The 17,162-nt window shown below is 49.0% G+C and carries 14 protein-coding genes; 13 read left to right on the top strand and 1 reads right to left on the bottom strand.

The window, feature by feature from the left end:
• Nucleotides 1–115 precede the first annotated feature (115 nt).
• Entirely contained in the window at nucleotides 116–1,480 is a 1,365-nt protein-coding gene (purB, locus tag I2494_RS16750; RefSeq protein WP_218468045.1) for an adenylosuccinate lyase, read from the bottom strand.
• Between the two features lie 601 nt (nucleotides 1,481–2,081).
• On the opposite strand from purB, the gene metC reads away from it, so the two are divergent.
• From metC to nuoL, 13 genes are all read left to right on the top strand, one after another.
• Nucleotides 2,082–3,254, top strand: a complete 1,173-nt coding sequence (metC, locus tag I2494_RS16745) for a cystathionine beta-lyase (protein ID WP_218468046.1) — start codon at nucleotides 2,082–2,084, stop codon at nucleotides 3,252–3,254.
• Between the two features lie 77 nt (nucleotides 3,255–3,331).
• Nucleotides 3,332–4,699, top strand: a complete 1,368-nt coding sequence (gene dcuC / locus I2494_RS16740) for a C4-dicarboxylate transporter DcuC (RefSeq protein ID WP_218468047.1) — start codon at nucleotides 3,332–3,334, stop codon at nucleotides 4,697–4,699.
• A 534-nt stretch (nucleotides 4,700–5,233) separates the two neighbouring features.
• A complete protein-coding gene (locus tag I2494_RS16735) occupies nucleotides 5,234–5,665 on the top strand; it encodes an NADH-quinone oxidoreductase subunit A (protein WP_108901847.1) in 432 nt (143 codons plus the stop codon).
• Between the two features lie 15 nt (nucleotides 5,666–5,680).
• Complete coding sequence (locus I2494_RS16730; protein WP_108901848.1) at nucleotides 5,681–6,355, top strand: NuoB/complex I 20 kDa subunit family protein; 675 nt, start codon at nucleotides 5,681–5,683, stop codon at nucleotides 6,353–6,355.
• Nucleotides 6,356–6,435: 80 nt separating this feature from the next.
• A complete protein-coding gene (nuoC, locus tag I2494_RS16725; RefSeq protein ID WP_218468048.1) occupies nucleotides 6,436–8,232 on the top strand; it encodes an NADH-quinone oxidoreductase subunit C/D in 1,797 nt (598 codons plus the stop codon).
• A gap of 2 nt (nucleotides 8,233–8,234) precedes the next feature.
• The gene (gene nuoE, locus I2494_RS16720; protein WP_140919334.1) at nucleotides 8,235–8,720 is read left to right on the top strand and encodes an NADH-quinone oxidoreductase subunit NuoE; all 486 of its coding nucleotides are present in this window, start codon (nucleotides 8,235–8,237) and stop codon (nucleotides 8,718–8,720) included.
• Nucleotides 8,717–10,084: an NADH-quinone oxidoreductase subunit NuoF gene (nuoF, locus tag I2494_RS16715; protein ID WP_218468049.1), complete on the top strand. Its 1,368-nt coding sequence runs from the start codon at nucleotides 8,717–8,719 to the stop codon at nucleotides 10,082–10,084. The genes nuoE and nuoF overlap by 4 nt, the downstream gene beginning before the upstream one ends.
• 93 nt (nucleotides 10,085–10,177) lie before the next feature.
• A complete protein-coding gene (gene nuoG / locus I2494_RS16710; RefSeq protein ID WP_218468050.1) occupies nucleotides 10,178–12,919 on the top strand; it encodes an NADH-quinone oxidoreductase subunit NuoG in 2,742 nt (913 codons plus the stop codon).
• Nucleotides 12,916–13,893: an NADH-quinone oxidoreductase subunit NuoH gene (gene nuoH, locus I2494_RS16705; RefSeq protein ID WP_130590930.1), complete on the top strand. Its 978-nt coding sequence runs from the start codon at nucleotides 12,916–12,918 to the stop codon at nucleotides 13,891–13,893. Before nuoG ends, nuoH begins: the two co-directional genes overlap by 4 nt.
• Before the next feature lie 13 nt (nucleotides 13,894–13,906).
• Complete coding sequence (gene nuoI / locus I2494_RS16700; protein WP_108901853.1) at nucleotides 13,907–14,449, top strand: NADH-quinone oxidoreductase subunit NuoI; 543 nt, start codon at nucleotides 13,907–13,909, stop codon at nucleotides 14,447–14,449.
• A gap of 11 nt (nucleotides 14,450–14,460) precedes the next feature.
• A complete protein-coding gene (nuoJ, locus tag I2494_RS16695) occupies nucleotides 14,461–14,991 on the top strand; it encodes an NADH-quinone oxidoreductase subunit J (protein WP_130590929.1) in 531 nt (176 codons plus the stop codon).
• Entirely contained in the window at nucleotides 14,988–15,290 is a 303-nt protein-coding gene (nuoK, locus tag I2494_RS16690) for an NADH-quinone oxidoreductase subunit NuoK (RefSeq protein WP_108901855.1), read from the top strand. The genes nuoJ and nuoK overlap by 4 nt, the downstream gene beginning before the upstream one ends.
• On the top strand, nucleotides 15,287–17,134 hold the full coding sequence (gene nuoL, locus I2494_RS16685; protein ID WP_218468051.1) for an NADH-quinone oxidoreductase subunit L: 1,848 nt from the start codon (nucleotides 15,287–15,289) through the stop codon (nucleotides 17,132–17,134). The genes nuoK and nuoL overlap by 4 nt, the downstream gene beginning before the upstream one ends.
• Nucleotides 17,135–17,162 lie beyond the last annotated feature (28 nt).

The raw sequence follows: 17,162 nt of genomic DNA, 5'->3' as shown, positions 1-17,162 counted from the left end.
TCCAGATTCTTTCAAGTGGTTCTCAGGGCTTATCTCACTAAGGCCACTTACTGAGATTGGCTCTGTCGGGCTAAATCGGTGACAGAGGATTAAACCGCTGTCACCGATGAGGTCATTACTTCAGCCAGCCGCTGGCTTTAACTTCAGCGACTACGCGGTCAACTTGCTGTGGCGCGTTGCCAACATAGGTGGTTGGATCCAGAACCGCATCCAGTTCTTCTTTAGTCAATGCGGCTTTAATGCGTGGATCGTCTGACAGCGCCTGACTGAAAGTGCCGCCATCTTCTAAACCATGCATTGAGGCTTCATACACCAGTTCATGGGCAGTTTGCTTGCCGAGTTTTTCTGACAGTTCAAACATCACGCGCTCTGCCAGCATAAAGCCACCCAGAATATCCAGATTGCTGCGCATCTTCTCTTTCTTCACTTGCAGGCCAGAGAGGGTGAACTTCATGTTATCCATAATGACGGACAGCATCAGGCAGATTTCCGGTAACAGTTTCCACTCCATTTTCCAGATAGCGCCATCACGTTCATGCTGATGTTTCATCAGATCTAACAGAATAGAGACATTGCCTTTCAGGGTATTGCTAACGCAGGCGGCGTTTTCGGTAATTGCCGGGTTACGTTTATGTGGCATGGTGGAAGAGCCCACTTGACCTTTGGCGAAAGGCTCGGCGACTTCATCAAATTCGTTATGGGCCAGCAGCAGGATTTCATTGGCTATTTTGCCGAGTGTGGCGCTAATCATGCCCAACACCATACCGTACTCGCAGAAGCGGTCGCGGGCAGGCTGCCAGGAGATTTCTGGCGTACCCAAACCAAGACGAGTCAGTACGCGCTGTTCCAGTTCGTCGGCACCTTCACCAAATGAGGCTTTGGTACCTACAGCACCCACTACGCTACCTACAAACAGACGCGGTTCCAGCTGTACTAAACGTTCGTGATGGCGCATCATTTCAGCCAACCAGATAGCGGTTTTATGACCAAAAGTAATAGGGATTGCCTGAAGGGCTAATGTTCTGCCTGCCATTGGGGTATTACGGTGTTCTTCCGACAGTTTGAGTAAAGAGCGGCCAATTTCTTTCAGATCGCGCAGGAAGATTTTATGCGCCATTTTAAATTGCAATACCATACCGGTATCCATGACGTCCTGAGTGGTGGGGCCGAAGTGAACATATTCACCAAAACCATTACCACAGGCATGTTCCAGACCACGGATAGTGGGTACCAGCGGATGTTTAGTTAAACGAACCTGCTCAAGGATGAAATCCATATCCAGATGTTCAAGTTTGGCACAGGCGACGATCTCATCGGCGGCTTCCTGAGGAATAATGCCCATCTTAGCCTGTTCAATGGCCAGGGCTGCTTCGTAATCCAACCACATCTGCATACGCACATCGTCAGAAAAAACCTGACGCATCTCTTCGGTTGACCACAGGTTTTTCAGTAGAACTGAATCAAAAACGCTGGTAGACATAATTTTATCTCCTAATTTAAATAGGTTTTTTAGTAATGCGAAGGAATAGATAACACTCATTAGGGTGTTATTATTTTTTTAAATATTCTGTAATGAATTTGTAAATCCAAATTATGGCTTGGTTTTAAGTTTCCAATAACGATAAAAGATAAACAAGGTATTTCGGATTAATATTCCATTAGTAATATTAATCCATTGTTAAATAATTTTAATGTGTCGTTAAATGGGCATTTAACTAACTTTGTTAAAACTTGAATATGATTTCCTAACCGTGGTTTTATTTTTTAATTAATTGTTTTTATTGTATTTATTTCTCATATAAGTTTACCTTCAATACTGTTTAGAATAATTAATGTATTAAAGTGAGATCGCGATCAATATTTCAATTTATTTGGATTTTTTAGTTAATTTTTCGGTGGTAGTTTCAATTCAGGTAGCAAGGATATATTTGAATAATAATTGAGCAAAGATGATTTTCTTTTATATGCTGAATGAATTTATAGTCTATTCAATTATATTTTTCATTAATTCCTTATTTCTTATTTGTAATGAGAAATAAGGAAATATATCCGGAAATATTCTTTCTAAGGAGTAAATAATAATGACTCAAACGCGCAAAACTCGTCTTATTCATGGTGGCAGAGGGCCAGCCCGAGACATTGGTCCGGTTAACCCGCCGGTAATGCGGGCCAGCACTATCCTTTTTGATTCAATTACCACCTGGCGCGATGCCCGTAAGCGTAGAGAAACCGAGCGTTTACTGAGCTACGGTGCACGGGGTACCGAAACCGCTTTCGCATTAGAACAATTAATTACTGAACTGGAAGGTGGTTATCGTGCTCAGCTATTTCCTACCGGGCTGGCGGCTATTGCTGTGACTATCATGGGCTACGCCCGGGCGGGTGGCCACGTATTGTTTGCGGATTCAGTGTATGAACCGGTACGCAAAATTTGTAGCCACTTTTTAAAACCAAACAACATTAGTTACGACTTCTTTAAGGCTGACGGCAGCGACTTTGAAGCCAAACTGCGTCCGGAAACTCAACTGGTATTCGCTGAATCTCCGGGTTCTCTGCTGTATGAAATGTTGGATCTGCCTGAAATCTGCCGTATTGCCCATGAGCGCAATATACCGGTAGCAGTAGATAACACGTGGGGTTCTGGCTGGCTATATAACCCGCTGGAACTGGGGGCTGACGTTTCAGTTATTGCTGCAACTAAATACCTGTGTGGTCACTCCGATGTGATGATGGGCATTGTTGTCGCCAATGAACAGGCGTGGAAGCAAATCGGCGAATTGCCGGAAGCTTTGGGTCAGGTAAGCAGCCCGGATGATGCCTCTCTGGTTCTGCGGGGAATGCGAACTCTGTCTACCCGTCTGGCGGTACACGGTCAAAACGCGATGACAGTAGCCAAGTGGTTACAGCAGCGTCCTGAAGTGAAGAAAGTCTATTTCCCTGGGTTAGAAGACCACCCGCGCCACGATCTCTATCAACGCGACTGTAAAGGATTAAATGGCCTGCTAACCATTGAGCTACACCCTCAATACACCTTAGCTCAGGCTGAAGCCTTTATCGATGCACTGGATCTGTTTGGTATTGGTGCTTCATGGGGTGGCTACGAAAGTCTGGTGTTGCCGGCCAACGTTAAAGGAGCCCGCAGCGCAACGGACTGGAGCCAACATGGGCAATTCATTCGCTTCCATATCGGTCTGGAAGAGGTGAGTGATTTGCTGGCGGATTTAGAACAGGGAATTCAGGCGCTGAAAGTGTGATGTTATCCGGCGGGTGAGTCGTGGAGTCATCACTCGCCGGAGCCCGACTATTCAGACCTATTTAATGAGGAAAAATTATGCTTGGCGTTATTCTTGCCTTATTGGTGACGGTGCTGGTGATTTATATGCTGGCAAAGGGGTACAAGCCCCAACCGGTTCTGCTGCTGGGTGGTTTATTGTTGATGGGGTTAACGGTCGCTTTTGATATTGGGCCTTTATTACCGGAAAAAACCACCACCAACTTTGAGTTTTTTGACATCTTTAAAGTCTTTAGCGATTTATTAAGTTCGAGGCTTGCAGGATTGGGTCTGACCCTGATGGCGATTGCGGGTTTCTCCCGTTATATGGATCATGTGGGTGCCAGTAAAGCACTATTTGCGGTGTTTGAACGCCCATTAAAGGCGGTTCGTTCTCCTTATATACTGTTAGTGGTTTCTTTCCTGGTCACTCAGGTTTTGGTTATCTTTATTCCTAGCCACGCAGGATTGGGAATGCTGTTAATGGTGACCATGTATCCTATTCTGATTCGTACTGGCGTTAGCCCTCTGTCTGCGCTGGCGGTTATTGGTACCTGCCAGTTTATCGACCACGGCCCGGGGTCGGGTAACGTTATTATGGCGGCTAAAACGGCAGGGCTCGATCCGGCGGTTTACTTTGTTCACCATCAGTTGCCAGTGACAATTCCGATTATTCTGGCGGTAGCCGTTACCCACTTTATTGCACAACGCTGGTGGGATAAACGTGAAGGTTTCGTGTTCAATCAGGAAACGCTGGATAATATTGACCATAACGATCACAGCCGTCCGCCACTCATCTATGCATTATTACCGGTGGTGCCTTTAGTTTTGATTATTGGTTTCAGCCCAATCTTCCATTCCAGCATCAAAATGGATGTCACCACGGCGATGATTATCAGTACCATTGTGGCCTTAGTGTTTGAGTACTTTAGGCTGAAGAGTGCTAAAGCGGTAATGGACAGTTTTATGCTGTTCTTTGAGGGAATGGGTAAACAGTTTGTTCTGGTGGTTTCACTGATTGTGTGTGGTGAAGTCTTTGCCAACGGTTTACTGAAAGTCGGAGCGGTAGATACGCTGATTACGGCGGCACAAAATGCAGGCTTTGGCGTAGGAGCGATGATCATTGTCATGAGCTTCATTCTTGCACTGGCGGCATTCCTGATGGGTTCCGGTAATGCGGCGTTCTTCTCCTTTGCGGCCTTAACGCCAAAAATTGCCGCCTTCCTGAAAGTAGATGTAGTAACGCTGATTCTGCCAATGCAGATTATGACTAGTTTTGGGCGAACGGTTTCACCTATTACCGCCGCTATTGTTGCTATCGCCGGTATCGCCAACGTTTCGCCATTCCAGGTAGTAAAACGTACGGCAATTCCAATGGCAGTGGCAGCGATAGTTAACCTGATAATGACTTTTGTTTACCTCGGGTAACTATTTCAATTGGTGTTACAGACTTGTGTTAAAGGCGGCTTATTAGTCGCCTTTTTCATTTTCAGGAAAAAGTATTTCTTAATCGCCCCATTAGCTATACGAATATCTGGCTGGAAGCTATGCTTACCAAAGGCCGTGTGGCGAAATGATGCAACGCTAATATTTCCAGTATGTACCAGAAATGTTTCATGGTGTGCGGAGTGTCAAAGAAAAACTTCTGTTACAACGGTGGTAAAAATATCTATTTCTGTCAGAATAGCCGCTTGATTGAGTTCAGTTATTTTTATGCTGACTCGATTTAGTTAGATCGAGCAGTTTTATCTCTGTTTTGTGATTTGTATTAGTAAATGTTTGGTTGATGTTGACAAATTGTTGTAAAAAAGAGTAAAACTCCACGTTAATCATTGCGTAAGACAATGAAGCCCAACCAAGGCGCAGGCGTTTTATTTTTCCTTTTAATTGTCGTAGTCATCGGATTGGCTCTCCTGAGAACAAGCCGGTAAATACTATTTTTTCTAAGAGTAGTAAGAGCATATGCCTACAAGCACTGAAGTTTTCGCCCATAACTGGGCTTTTGCCGTATTTATTGTTATTGCGTTGGGCCTGTGTGCCTTCATGCTCACCGCCGCCTATTTCCTGGGTGGTCGTGCCAGAGCAAGAACCAAAAATACGCCATATGAATCAGGTATCGATGCCGTAGGGTCCGCACGTTTGCGCCTCTCTGCCAAATTCTATCTGGTTGCCATGTTCTTCGTTATCTTCGATGTTGAAGCCCTTTATCTGTTTGCCTGGTCTGTTTCTGTTCGTGAAAGCGGCTGGATAGGTTTCATCGAAGCAGCCATTTTCATTTTTGTTCTTTTGGCCGGATTGTTTTATCTGGTGCGCATCGGTGCATTGGACTGGACGCCACAGCGTTCCAAACGGCAGCTTAAGAACAGCGCAAAAATTCCCAGTAACTTGCAGTAACAGCGAGGCTTGAAGATGAAATATACGCTCACTCGCGTAGATCTCGACGGTGAAAACGATCGTTATCCTCTACAAAAACAGGAAATTGTCACCGATCCCCTGGAACAGGATGCTCAAAAAGGCATTTTTATGGGCAAGCTCGATACTGCCCTGAATGATGTAGTTAACTGGGGGCGTAAAAACTCGCTCTGGCCTTTTAACTTTGGTCTGTCCTGTTGCTACGTTGAAATGGTGACCTCGTTTACCGCGGTTCATGACGTTTCTCGCTTTGGTGCGGAAGTACTACGTGCTTCTCCGCGTCAGGCCGACTTTATGGTGGTTGCCGGTACCTGTTTCGTTAAAATGGCGCCGGTTATTCAGCGTCTGTACGATCAGATGCTGGAACCTAAATGGGTTATCTCGATGGGTGCATGCGCCAACTCTGGCGGCATGTATGACATCTATTCCGTCGTACAAGGTGTTGATAAATTTATACCGGTTGATGTGTATATTCCCGGTTGTCCGCCGCGTCCGGAAGCCTACATGCAGGCACTCCTGTTATTACGTGATTCTATCGGTCAGGAACGTCGTCCGCTCTCTTGGGTGGTTGGCGAGCAGGGCGTGTATCGCAAAGAGATGCAGTCAGAAAAAGAACGCAAGCGCGCTGAGCGCATTGCCGTCACGAATCTGCGCACCCCTGACGAAATTTAACTTTAGCCAAAGCACCTGCCCGTTAATGCGGGTGTTTTAGCAACAGAATTTTATTTGAGTAATGAGCGGCGAAAACAACTATGACAGAACCGATGACGCAGGCGAGCGACCAACCCGCCTGGCAAACACGGGATCATCTCGATGATCCGGTAATAGGTGAACTGCACAACCGTTTTGGGCCAGACGCCTTTACCGTTCAGCCTACCCGTACTGGCGTGCCGGTGGTGTGGGTTAAACGTGAACAGCTTCTGGAGGTAATGACCTTCTTACGTAAGCAACCCAAGCCCTATGTCATGCTATTTGATTTGCATGGTATGGATGAACGTTTACGTACTCACCGCAACGGTTTACCGGCTGCGGATTTTTCCGTTTTCTACCACCTGATCTCTGTTGAGCGTAATAAAGACATTATGCTGAAAGTCGCTCTGGTGGAAAACGACCTGCATGTGCCGACCGTGACCGGCATTTTCCCTAACGCTAATTGGTATGAGCGTGAAACCTGGGAAATGTTTGGTATCACGATTGATGGCCACCCAAACCTGCGTCGTATCATGATGCCGGACACATGGGAAGGGCATCCGCTGCGTAAAGATTATCCGGCGCGTGCGACAGAATTCGATCCTTTTGTCTTAACCAAGGCCAAAGAAGATCTGGAGATGGAATCGCTAACCTTCAAACCTGAAGAGTGGGGTATGAAGCGTGGAACCAAAAATGAGGACTTTATGTTCCTCAACCTGGGCCCTAACCATCCATCTTCTCACGGTGCATTCCGTATCATTATGCAGTTAGACGGTGAAGAGATCGTCGATTGCGTACCGGATATCGGTTACCACCACCGCGGTGCAGAAAAAATGGGCGAGCGCCAGTCATGGCACAGTTACATACCTTTTACTGACCGTATTGAATACCTGGGTGGCTGTATCAACGAAATGCCTTATGTATTGGCGGTTGAGAAGCTGGCAGGCATTGAAGTTCCGGACAAAGTGAAAACTATCCGGGTGATGCTGTCTGAACTGTTCCGTATTAACAGTCACCTGTTGTATATCTCCACCTATATTCAGGACGTTGGTGCGATGACGCCAGTGTTCTACGCCTTTAGTGACCGCGCCCGTATTTATGACATCGTTGAAGCCATTACCGGTTTCCGTATGCACCCGGCTTGGTTCCGTATTGGCGGTGTCGCTCACGACCTGCCAAAAGGTTGGGAGAAGCTGCTAAAAGAATTCCTCGACTGGATGCCGAAGCGTCTTGACTCTTATGTTAAAGCCGCGCTGCAAAACACCATTCTGAAAGGCCGTACCGTTGGTGTGGCTCAGTACAGTGCCGAAGAAGCGCTGGCCTGGGGTGTGACCGGTGCCGGACTGCGCGCAACGGGTGTCGACTTTGATGTGCGTAAAGCGCGTCCATACTCTGGCTATGAAAACTTCGAGTTTGAAGTACCCATCAGCTATAACGGCGACTGTTATGACCGTGTGATGCTGAAAGTGGAAGAGCTACGCCAGAGCCTGCGGATTCTGGAACAGTGTCTGAATAACATGCCTGAAGGGCCGTTTAAAGCAGACCATCCACTGACTACGCCTCCACCGAAAGAGCGTTCATTGCAGCATATCGAAACCTTGATTACTCACTTCCTGCAAGTGTCATGGGGGCCGGTAATGCCAGCTAATGAATCGTTCAGCATGGTGGAAGCTACCAAAGGGATCAATAGCTACTATCTGACCAGCGACGGCGGCACCATGAGCTACCGTACCCGGGTTCGTACGCCGAGCTATGCGCATCTGCAGCAGATCCCGTCCGTCATTCGTGGCTGCCTGGTATCAGACTTAATTGTCTATCTGGGTAGTATTGATTTTGTTATGTCAGACGTGGATCGCTAGTTATGACCGATAAAGAAATTTTCACGCTGAGTGCGGAAGAGCTGGAAGCCATTGAGCACGAGAAACACCATTACGAAGATCCGCGCGCGGCATCGATTGAAGCACTGAAATTGGTGCAGAAGAAACGCGGCTGGGTTCCTGATGGTGCCATTGGGGCCATTGCTGATGTATTAGGCATTCCTGCCAGCGACGTAGAGGGTGTGGCCACCTTCTACAGCCAGATTTATCGTCGCCCGGTTGGCCGTCATGTAATTCGCTATTGCGACAGCGTAGTGTGTTACATCAATGGCTATCAGGGGATTCAGGCCGCGCTTGAGAGAAAGCTGGATATCAAGCCGGGCCAAACCACCTTTGATGGACGTTTCACCCTGTTGCCAACCTGCTGTTTAGGTAACTGTGACAAAGGGCCAAGTATGATGATCGATGAGGACACTCACGAACATCTGAAACCGGAAGATATTGAGAAACTACTGGAGCAATATCAATGAGCGGGCCAACATTTTTAGGTACTCAACGTATCCTGACGGAAGAGCAACATCCTCTGACCTGGCGCCTGCGCGCTGACCAGCAGCCGGTATGGTTTGATGAGTACCGTAGCAAAAGCGGTTATGTCGGTGCGGAAAAAGCCCTGAAGGGAATGGCGCCGGATGATGTGGTTTCTACCGTCAAAGACTCAGGCTTAAGCGGCCGCGGCGGTGCAGGTTTCTCCACGGGTCTTAAGTGGAGCCTGATGCCGAAAGACGAAAGCATGAATGTCCGCTATATCCTGTGTAACGCAGATGAGATGGAGCCGGGCACTTATAAAGACCGTCTGTTGATGGAGCAACTGCCTCATCTGCTGGTTGAAGGTATGCTGATTGGCGGTTTTGCTCTGAAAGCCTATCGCGGTTATATCTTCCTGCGTGGTGAATATATTGAAGCAGCCGACCATCTGCGTCGTGCTATCGAAGAGGCGAAAAAAGCCGGCTTCCTGGGCAAGAACATTTTAGGCAGCGGATTTGATTTCGAACTGTTTGTTCATACCGGTGCAGGGCGTTATATCTGCGGTGAAGAAACCGCATTGATTAACTCACTGGAAGGCCGTCGTGCTAACCCTCGCTCTAAGCCACCATTCCCGGCGACTTCGGGTGCATGGGGTAAACCAACCTGCGTAAACAACGTAGAAACCCTGTGCAACGTGCCTTCTATTGTTCAGCATGGCCCTGAGTGGTATCGCGGACTGTCTGCTGGTAAGAGCCAGGATGCAGGTACTAAACTGATGGGCTTCTCTGGTCGGGTGAAAAATCCGGGCCTGTGGGAGTTACCTTTCGGTATTACTGCGCGTGAACTGCTGGAAGATTATGCCGGTGGTATGCAGGATGGTTTAAAGCTGAAAGCCTGGCAGCCGGGTGGAGCAGGAACCGATTTCCTCACCGATGCGCACCTCGATTTACCAATGGACTTTGCCAATATTGCAAAAGCCGGTAGCCGTTTAGGTACCGCGCTGGCGATGGCCGTTGATGACAAAATTAGTATGGTTGGATTGACTCGCAATCTCGAAGAGTTCTTCGCGCGCGAATCCTGCGGTTGGTGTACACCATGCCGCGACGGTTTACCGTGGAGCGTGAAAATTCTGACCGCACTGGAAAAGGGCGAAGGCCAGCCGGGTGATGTTGAAACCCTTGAGCAGCTGTGTCGTTTCCTGTCGCCGGGCCACACTTTCTGCGCACTGGCGCCGGGGGCGGTTGAGCCGTTACAGAGTGCGATTAAGTATTTCCGTGAAGAGTTTGAAGCGGGTATTAAGGTGAAAACCTTTAATAACCTGAATCCAATCGCCGGGATCCAGCCAAACCTGCTGAAGCAGCGTTGGTAAGCGTCATTTATATATAAAGAAACGACGACGATCCGGGAACGAATTTTTTAAGTTATATGCCCGCTGTTGCGGGCTACAGGAAGCATGCTGACTATGGCAACGATTCATGTAGACGGCGAAGAATACGAAGTTGATGGTGCTGAGAACCTGCTGCAGGCATGTCTCTCACTCGGCCTCGATATTCCTTACTTTTGCTGGCATCCGGCGCTCGGTAGCGTCGGCGCTTGCCGCCAATGTGCGGTAAAGCAGTTCCAGGGGCCTGATGATAAACGCGGGCGTCTGGTTATGTCATGTATGACACCGGCATCTGACGGTAGCTATATTGCTATTGAAGATGAAGAAGCCAAAAAATTCCGCGAAGCCGTCGTGGAGTTCTTAATGGTAAACCACCCTCACGACTGTCCGGTCTGTGAGGAGGGCGGAAACTGTCATTTACAAGATATGACCGTTATGACCGGTCATAGCTTCCGCAAATATCGCTTTAATAAGCGTACGCACAACAATCAGGAACTGGGGCCTTTCATTAACCATGAAATGAACCGCTGTATCGCCTGTTATCGCTGCGTTCGTTATTACAAAGATTATGCGGGCGGTGAAGACTTTGGCGTATATGGTTCCCATGACAACGTGTACTTTGGGCGTCCGGAAGACGGCACCCTGGAAAGCGAATTCTCAGGTAACCTGGTGGAAGTCTGTCCTACCGGTGTATTCACCGATAAGACGCACTCCGAGCGTTATAACCGTAAATGGGATATGCAGTTTGCCCCAAGCATTTGCCAGCAGTGTAGCGTCGGCTGTAATACCAGCCCGGGCGAACGCTATGGTGAATTGCGCCGTATTGAGAACCGTTACAACGGCACGGTAAACCACTATTTCTTATGTGACCGCGGTCGTTTTGGCTACGGTTACGTTAACCTGAAAGATCGTCCACGTAGTCCGCAGCAGTTACGCGGTCAGGACTGGATTCACCTGAATCCGGAACAGGCGATGGAAGGTGCTGCAGACGTACTGCGTCAGTCTAAGAAAACCATCGGTATTGGTTCACCGCGTGCCAGTCTGGAAAGTAACTATGCGTTACGCCAACTGGTTGGTGCTGAGAACTACTCCAGCGGTATTGAAGCCGGCGAATTAGCGCGGGTTCAACTGATGCAGAAAGTAATGCGTGAAAGCGGTTTATATACCCCCTCACTGCGCGAGATGGAAGGTTATGATGCGGTACTGGTACTGGGTGAAGATGTTACTCAAACCGGTGCGCGTATTGCTCTGGCACTGCGTCAGGCAGTGAAAGGCAAAGCTCGCGAGATGGCAGCTGCCCAGCGCGTTGCCGACTGGCAAATCGCAGCGGTACAGAACATTGGTCAACATGCGAAATATCCTCTGTTTGTGACCAATATTGATAGCACTCGTCTTGATGATGTTGCTGCCTGGAACTACAGCGCTTCCGTTGCCGAGCAGGCTCGCTTAGGTTTTTCTATTGCTCACGGCATCGACAGTTCTGCGCCAGCGGTAGCTGATTTACCGGCATCGTTAAAAAGCAAAGTGGATATCATCGTTCAGGCGTTGTCCGGTGCCAGAAAACCATTAATCGTTACCGGCAGCGGTGCTGGCAGTGAAGAAATTATTCAGGCAGCAACCAATATTGCACTGGCTCTGAAAAAGCAGGGTCTGGAAACCGGTATCACCTTTGTTGCGGCAGAAGCCAACAGCATGGGTGTGGCAATGATGGGTGGTAGCTCCATCGATGATGCGCTGACTCAAATCGAAAGTGGTGAAGCCGATACCCTAATCGTGATGGAGAATGACTTATACCGTCATGCTTCCAGAGCGCGTATTGATGCGGCACTGGCCAAAATTGAAAATCTTATTGTTGTTGACCATCAGCGTACTGAAGTGATGGATAAAGCGACCCTAATTCTTTCTGCGGCAAGTTTCGCAGAAAGTGACGGTACGCTGGTGAATCAGGAAGGCCGCGCTCAACGCTTCTTCCAGGTTTACGAACCTTCGTTCTATGATAAAGATGCTGCTCATAAGAGCTATATTCTGGAAAGCTGGCGCTGGCTGCATTCGCTGGACAGCGTGTATAACAGCCGTCGTCTTGACTGGACGCTGTTGGATCACGTGGTTAGCGCGGTAGCTCAAGAGTTCCCGCAACTGGCAGGTATCGTTAACGCTGCACCGGATGCGTCATTCCGTATTAAAGGCCTGAAAATTGCCCGTGAACCTCACCGTTACAGCGGTCGTACCGCAATGATGGCTGATGTCAGCGTGCATGAAAAACGTCAGCCTCAGGATAATGACACTGCGTTTGCTTATTCAATGGAAGGCTATAGCGCACCTGAAGCCGATCGTCAGCAGATTCCATTTGCCTGGGCTCCGGGCTGGAACTCCCCACAGGCGTGGAACAAATTCCAGTCTGAAGTGGGTGGAAAACTGCGTTCTGGCGATCCGGGCGTACGTCTGATTGAGAAAGCGGAAAGCGGCGAACTGGCCTATTTTGATGCGGTAGTGAATGTAGCCGCTAACGGCGAAAATAGCTGGCAGGTAGCACCTTATTACCATCTGTTTGGTAGTGATGAAATGTCACAGCGTTCCGATGTGATTCAGCAACGTATGCCAGAGGCTTACGTGATGCTGAATCCACAAGATGCCGCCAAACTGAGCGTCAATGTTGGTTCTGTCGTGGCGTTCAGCTGCGAAGGTTCCGACCTGAAGCTGCCGGTGAGAATCAGCGATGCGCTGGAAGCAGGTTTTATTGGTCTGCCTCTGGGCTTACCGGGCATTTCTCCTGCTCTGGTTGGCAAGCGCGTTGACAACCTGAAGGAGACGACGGTATGAGTTGGCTGACTCCGGAAGTGACGGATACTCTGATTGCTATCGGTAAAGCAGTAGTGATCCTGCTGGTAGTGGTAACCTGCGGTGCACTGATGAGTTTCGGTGAACGCCGCCTGTTATCTCTGTTTCAGGATCGTTATGGACCAAACCGCGTAGGGCCGTTTGGTTCACTGCAAATCGTGGCAGACATGATTAAGATGTTCTTCAAAGAGGACTGGGTTCCCAACTTCTCTGACAAGATGATCTTTACTCTGGCACCGATTATTGCCTTCAGCTCAATGCTACTGGCTTTCGCTATTGTACCGGTTACCCCAACCTGGGGCGTATCTGACCTGAATATCGGCATTTTGTTCTTCTTTATGCTGGCAGGTTTAGCGGTATATGCGGTGCTGTTTGCCGGTTGGTCAAGTAACAACAAATATGCTCTGTTAGGTGCCATGCGCGCCTCGGCGCAAACCCTGAGCTACGAAGTGTTTCTGGGCTTGTCGCTAATGGGGATTGTTGCGGTGACCGGCTCGTTCAACATGCGCGATATCGTAGAAGCACAGGCAGACGTCTGGTTTGTTATTCCTCAGTTCTTTGGCTTTGTCACCTTTGTGATAGCGGGTATCGCAGTATGTCACCGTCATCCATTTGACCAGCCGGAAGCGGAACAGGAACTGGCTGACGGTTACCACATTGAATATTCCGGTATGAAGTTCGGTCTGTTCTTCGTGGGTGAATATGTCGGTATCGTAACCATTTCTGCCTTAATCGTGACGCTGTTCTTTGGTGGCTGGCAGGGGCCGTTCTTACCACCGATTGTGTGGTTTGCACTGAAAACTGGCTTCTTCATGATGATGTTTATTCTGGTGCGGGCATCATTGCCTCGTCCACGTTATGACCAGGTGATGTCTTTTGGCTGGCGCGTTTGCTTGCCGTTGACGCTGTTGAACCTGCTGGTTACAGCGGCCATCATTCTGATCAAAGCGCAATAAGGGAGAGATAACCATGACATTAAAAGAGTTAGTGGTTGGTTTCGGTACCCAACTGCGCAGTCTGTGGATGATTTTCCTGCACGCGTTTCATAAGCGTGACACGAGAATGTACCCGGATGTACCTATTTACGTCCCGCCTCGTTACCGTGGCCGTATTGTTCTGACCCGCGATCCTGACGGAGAAGAGCGTTGCGTAGCCTGTAACCTGTGTGCGGTTGCCTGTCCGGTTGGCTGTATCTCGCTGCAAAAAGCCGAGATGCAGGATGGCCGTTGGTATCCTGAGTTTTTCCGCATTAACTTCTCACGCTGCATTTTCTGCGGCATGTGTGAAGAGGCTTGCCCGACTACGGCCATTCAGTTAACGCCAGACTTTGAAATGGCTGACTTTAAACGTCAGGATCTGGTGTATGAAAAAGAAGATCTGCTGATTTCTGGCCCGGGTAAATACCCTGAATATAGCTTCTACCGTATGTCCGGTATGGCGATTGACGGTAAGGGTAAAGGCGAAGCGGAAAATGAATCTAAACCAATCGACCTGAAAAGTCTTTTACCCTAAAGGAGCGGAACGTGGAAGTTGCATTTTATATTTCAGCGGCCATTGCCGTTCTGGCAACGCTAAGGGTGATTACACATACCAATCCGGTGCATGCGCTGCTGTTTTTAATCGTCTCGCTGCTGGCTATTTCCTGCGTGTTCTTCTCGCTGGGAGCCTACTTTGCCGGTGCGCTTGAAATTATCGTTTACGCCGGGGCCATTATGGTGCTGTTCGTGTTCGTGGTGATGATGCTGAATCTTGGTGATTCAGTTACCCATCAGGAGCGTGAGTGGCTGAAACCTGGCGTATGGCTTGGCCCTGCGGCACTCTGTCTGGTGCTGTTAGTGATCCTGTGCATTGGTATCTATAGCGCAGCGGGTCAACCTATTTATGGGGATATGGTAGACGCGAAACGAGTAGGAGTGAGCCTGTTCGGTCCTTACGTTCTTGCCGTTGAACTGGCTTCTATGCTGCTGTTAGCAGGTCTTGTTGTTGCTTACCACTTAGGTCGTGAGAACAAGAGTGCTGAAGCGTCGATTAACAAAACGGAGGAACAAGCATGATCCCATTGGAACATGGTCTGATACTGGCGGCGATTCTGTTCGCGCTGGGTCTGGCCGGGCTGCTGATCCGTCGTAATTTGTTATTCATGCTGATCAGCCTGGAAATCATGATCAACGCCGTAGCGTTGGCGTTTGTAGTGGCGGGTAGCTTTTGGCAACAGCCGGATGGACAGGTGATGTACATTCTGGTGATTAGCCTTGCAGCGGCAGAGGCCAGTATTGGTCTGGCGCTGTTATTACAGCTTCATCGTCGTCGTCAAACCCTGAATGTCGACTCTGTCAGTGAGATGCGCGGATGAACCAGAACCTACTATATCTAACAATTTTGCTACCGCTGCTGGGCTTTTTGCTGTTGGCATTCTCCCGCGGTCGCTGGTCTGAGAACACCTCTGCTACGGTGGGTGTGGGTTCTATCGGTCTGGCAGCTCTGGTTACGGCGTGGATAGTTTATAGCTTTGTCTCTCAGGGCAATCCGGCAGAAGTATCTCAACAGGTACTCTGGACCTGGATGAAAGTGGATAACTTTGATATCAGCGTGACGTTAACGCTGGATAGCCTGTCGGTCACCATGTTGTCAGTGGTGGTTGGCGTTGGCTTCTTCATTCACCTGTATGCCTCATGGTATATGCGTGGTGAAGAGGGGTATTCCCGTTTCTTTGCTTATACCAACTTGTTTATCGCCAGCATGGTGGTTTTGGTACTGGCCGACAACTTACTGCTGATGTATCTCGGCTGGGAAGGGGTAGGGCTGTGTAGTTACCTGTTAATTGGTTTCTACTATACCAATCCAAATAATGGCGCAGCGGCCATGAAAGCCTTTATCGTGACCCGTGTAGGTGACGTGTTCCTGGCCATTGGTCTGTTTATCCTGTTCCGTGAACTGGGTACGTTGAATATCCGTGAGATGCTGGAACTGGCTCCGCAGAAATTTGCGGCAGGTTCAACGGCTCTGAACTGGGCAACCCTGATGTTAGTGGGTGGTGCAGTGGGTAAATCAGCACAGTTACCGTTACAAACCTGGCTGGCTGATGCGATGGCGGGGCCAACACCGGTTTCTGCTCTGATCCACGCCGCGACCATGGTTACCGCGGGTGTTTATCTGATTGCCCGTACTAACGGTCTGTTCCTGCTGACGCCAGAGGTACTGAATCTGGTGGGTGTTATCGGTGGTGTGACATTGTTGCTGGCCGGTTTTGCAGCACTGGTTCAAACCGATATTAAACGTGTTCTGGCCTACTCAACCATGAGTCAGCTGGGTTACATGTTTCTGGCGCTGGGCGTACAGGCATGGGACGCAGCAATCTTCCACCTGATGACTCACGCTTTCTTTAAAGCGCTGTTATTCCTGTCATCCGGCTCGGTGATTCTGGCTTGCCACCATGAGCAAAACATTTTCAAAATGGGCGGATTACGTAAGAAGATCCCTCTGGTGTATGTTTGCTTCCTGGTGGGTGGTGCGGCACTGTCTGCATTACCAATGGTCACTTCCGGCTTCTTTAGTAAGGATAAGATCCTGTTTGAAGCCTATGCATCAGGCCACTTTAACTTAATGCTGGCAGGTTTAGTCGGGGCATTCCTGACCTCGCTGTATACCTTCCGCATGATCTTTATTGTGTTCCACGGTGAAGAGAAAACCGAAGCGCATTCAGTGGGTGGGATTTCCCATACGTTACCGCTGGTCGTGCTGCTGGTGTTATCAACCGCAGTGGGTGCTTTCCTCGCGCTGCCGCTGGGCGGTGTGTTACCGGTTCGTGAATGGCCGGAAGAAGGCAAACTGATGTTAGAGATGATCTCCGGTGGTGTGGCGATTGTCGGTATCTTACTGGCGGCAGTGCTGTACCTTGGCAAACGTCAACTGGTTACCAGCATTGCACAAAGCGGACCGGGCAAACTGCTCTCTACCTGGTGGTATAACGCGTGGGGCTTCGACTGGCTGTATGACAAGGTGTTTGTTAAACCTTATCTGGCCGTGGCGAAGTTGTTACAGCGCGATCCACTGAACTCTCTGATGAACCTGACGGCGATGTTTGTCCGCTTATGTAACCGTACGATGGTAGTCAGTGAAAATGGTCTGTTGCGCTGGTACGCCGCGTCAATGGCTTTGGGAGCAGTGGTCGTATTGGCTCTGTTATTGTGGGTTTAACTGAATAACTTAACAAAAGAAAAATTTT

The organism is Limnobaculum allomyrinae (assembly GCF_016649425.1).
GTDB lineage: Bacteria > Pseudomonadota > Gammaproteobacteria > Enterobacterales > Enterobacteriaceae > Limnobaculum > Limnobaculum allomyrinae.
This window is presented reverse-complemented; position numbering and strand designations above follow the sequence as displayed.

Excerpts from the sequence above, each read along its gene's own strand:
- nuoE (WP_140919334.1), top strand. The coding sequence starts at position 8,235 with ATGACCGATAAAGAAATTTTCACGCTGAGTGCGGAAGAGCTGGAAGCC.
- nuoI (WP_108901853.1), top strand. The coding sequence starts at position 13,907 with ATGACATTAAAAGAGTTAGTGGTTGGTTTCGGTACCCAACTGCGCAGT.
- nuoG (WP_218468050.1), top strand. The coding sequence starts at position 10,178 with ATGGCAACGATTCATGTAGACGGCGAAGAATACGAAGTTGATGGTGCT.
- nuoH (WP_130590930.1), top strand. The coding sequence starts at position 12,916 with ATGAGTTGGCTGACTCCGGAAGTGACGGATACTCTGATTGCTATCGGT.
- dcuC (WP_218468047.1), top strand. The coding sequence starts at position 3,332 with ATGCTTGGCGTTATTCTTGCCTTATTGGTGACGGTGCTGGTGATTTAT.
- nuoK (WP_108901855.1), top strand. The coding sequence starts at position 14,988 with ATGATCCCATTGGAACATGGTCTGATACTGGCGGCGATTCTGTTCGCG.
- purB (WP_218468045.1), bottom strand. The coding sequence starts at position 1,480 with ATGTCTACCAGCGTTTTTGATTCAGTTCTACTGAAAAACCTGTGGTCA.
- metC (WP_218468046.1), top strand. The coding sequence starts at position 2,082 with ATGACTCAAACGCGCAAAACTCGTCTTATTCATGGTGGCAGAGGGCCA.
- nuoL (WP_218468051.1), top strand. The coding sequence starts at position 15,287 with ATGAACCAGAACCTACTATATCTAACAATTTTGCTACCGCTGCTGGGC.
- nuoF (WP_218468049.1), top strand. The coding sequence starts at position 8,717 with ATGAGCGGGCCAACATTTTTAGGTACTCAACGTATCCTGACGGAAGAG.
- nuoC (WP_218468048.1), top strand. The coding sequence starts at position 6,436 with ATGACAGAACCGATGACGCAGGCGAGCGACCAACCCGCCTGGCAAACA.
- I2494_RS16735 (WP_108901847.1), top strand. The coding sequence starts at position 5,234 with ATGCCTACAAGCACTGAAGTTTTCGCCCATAACTGGGCTTTTGCCGTA.
- I2494_RS16730 (WP_108901848.1), top strand. The coding sequence starts at position 5,681 with ATGAAATATACGCTCACTCGCGTAGATCTCGACGGTGAAAACGATCGT.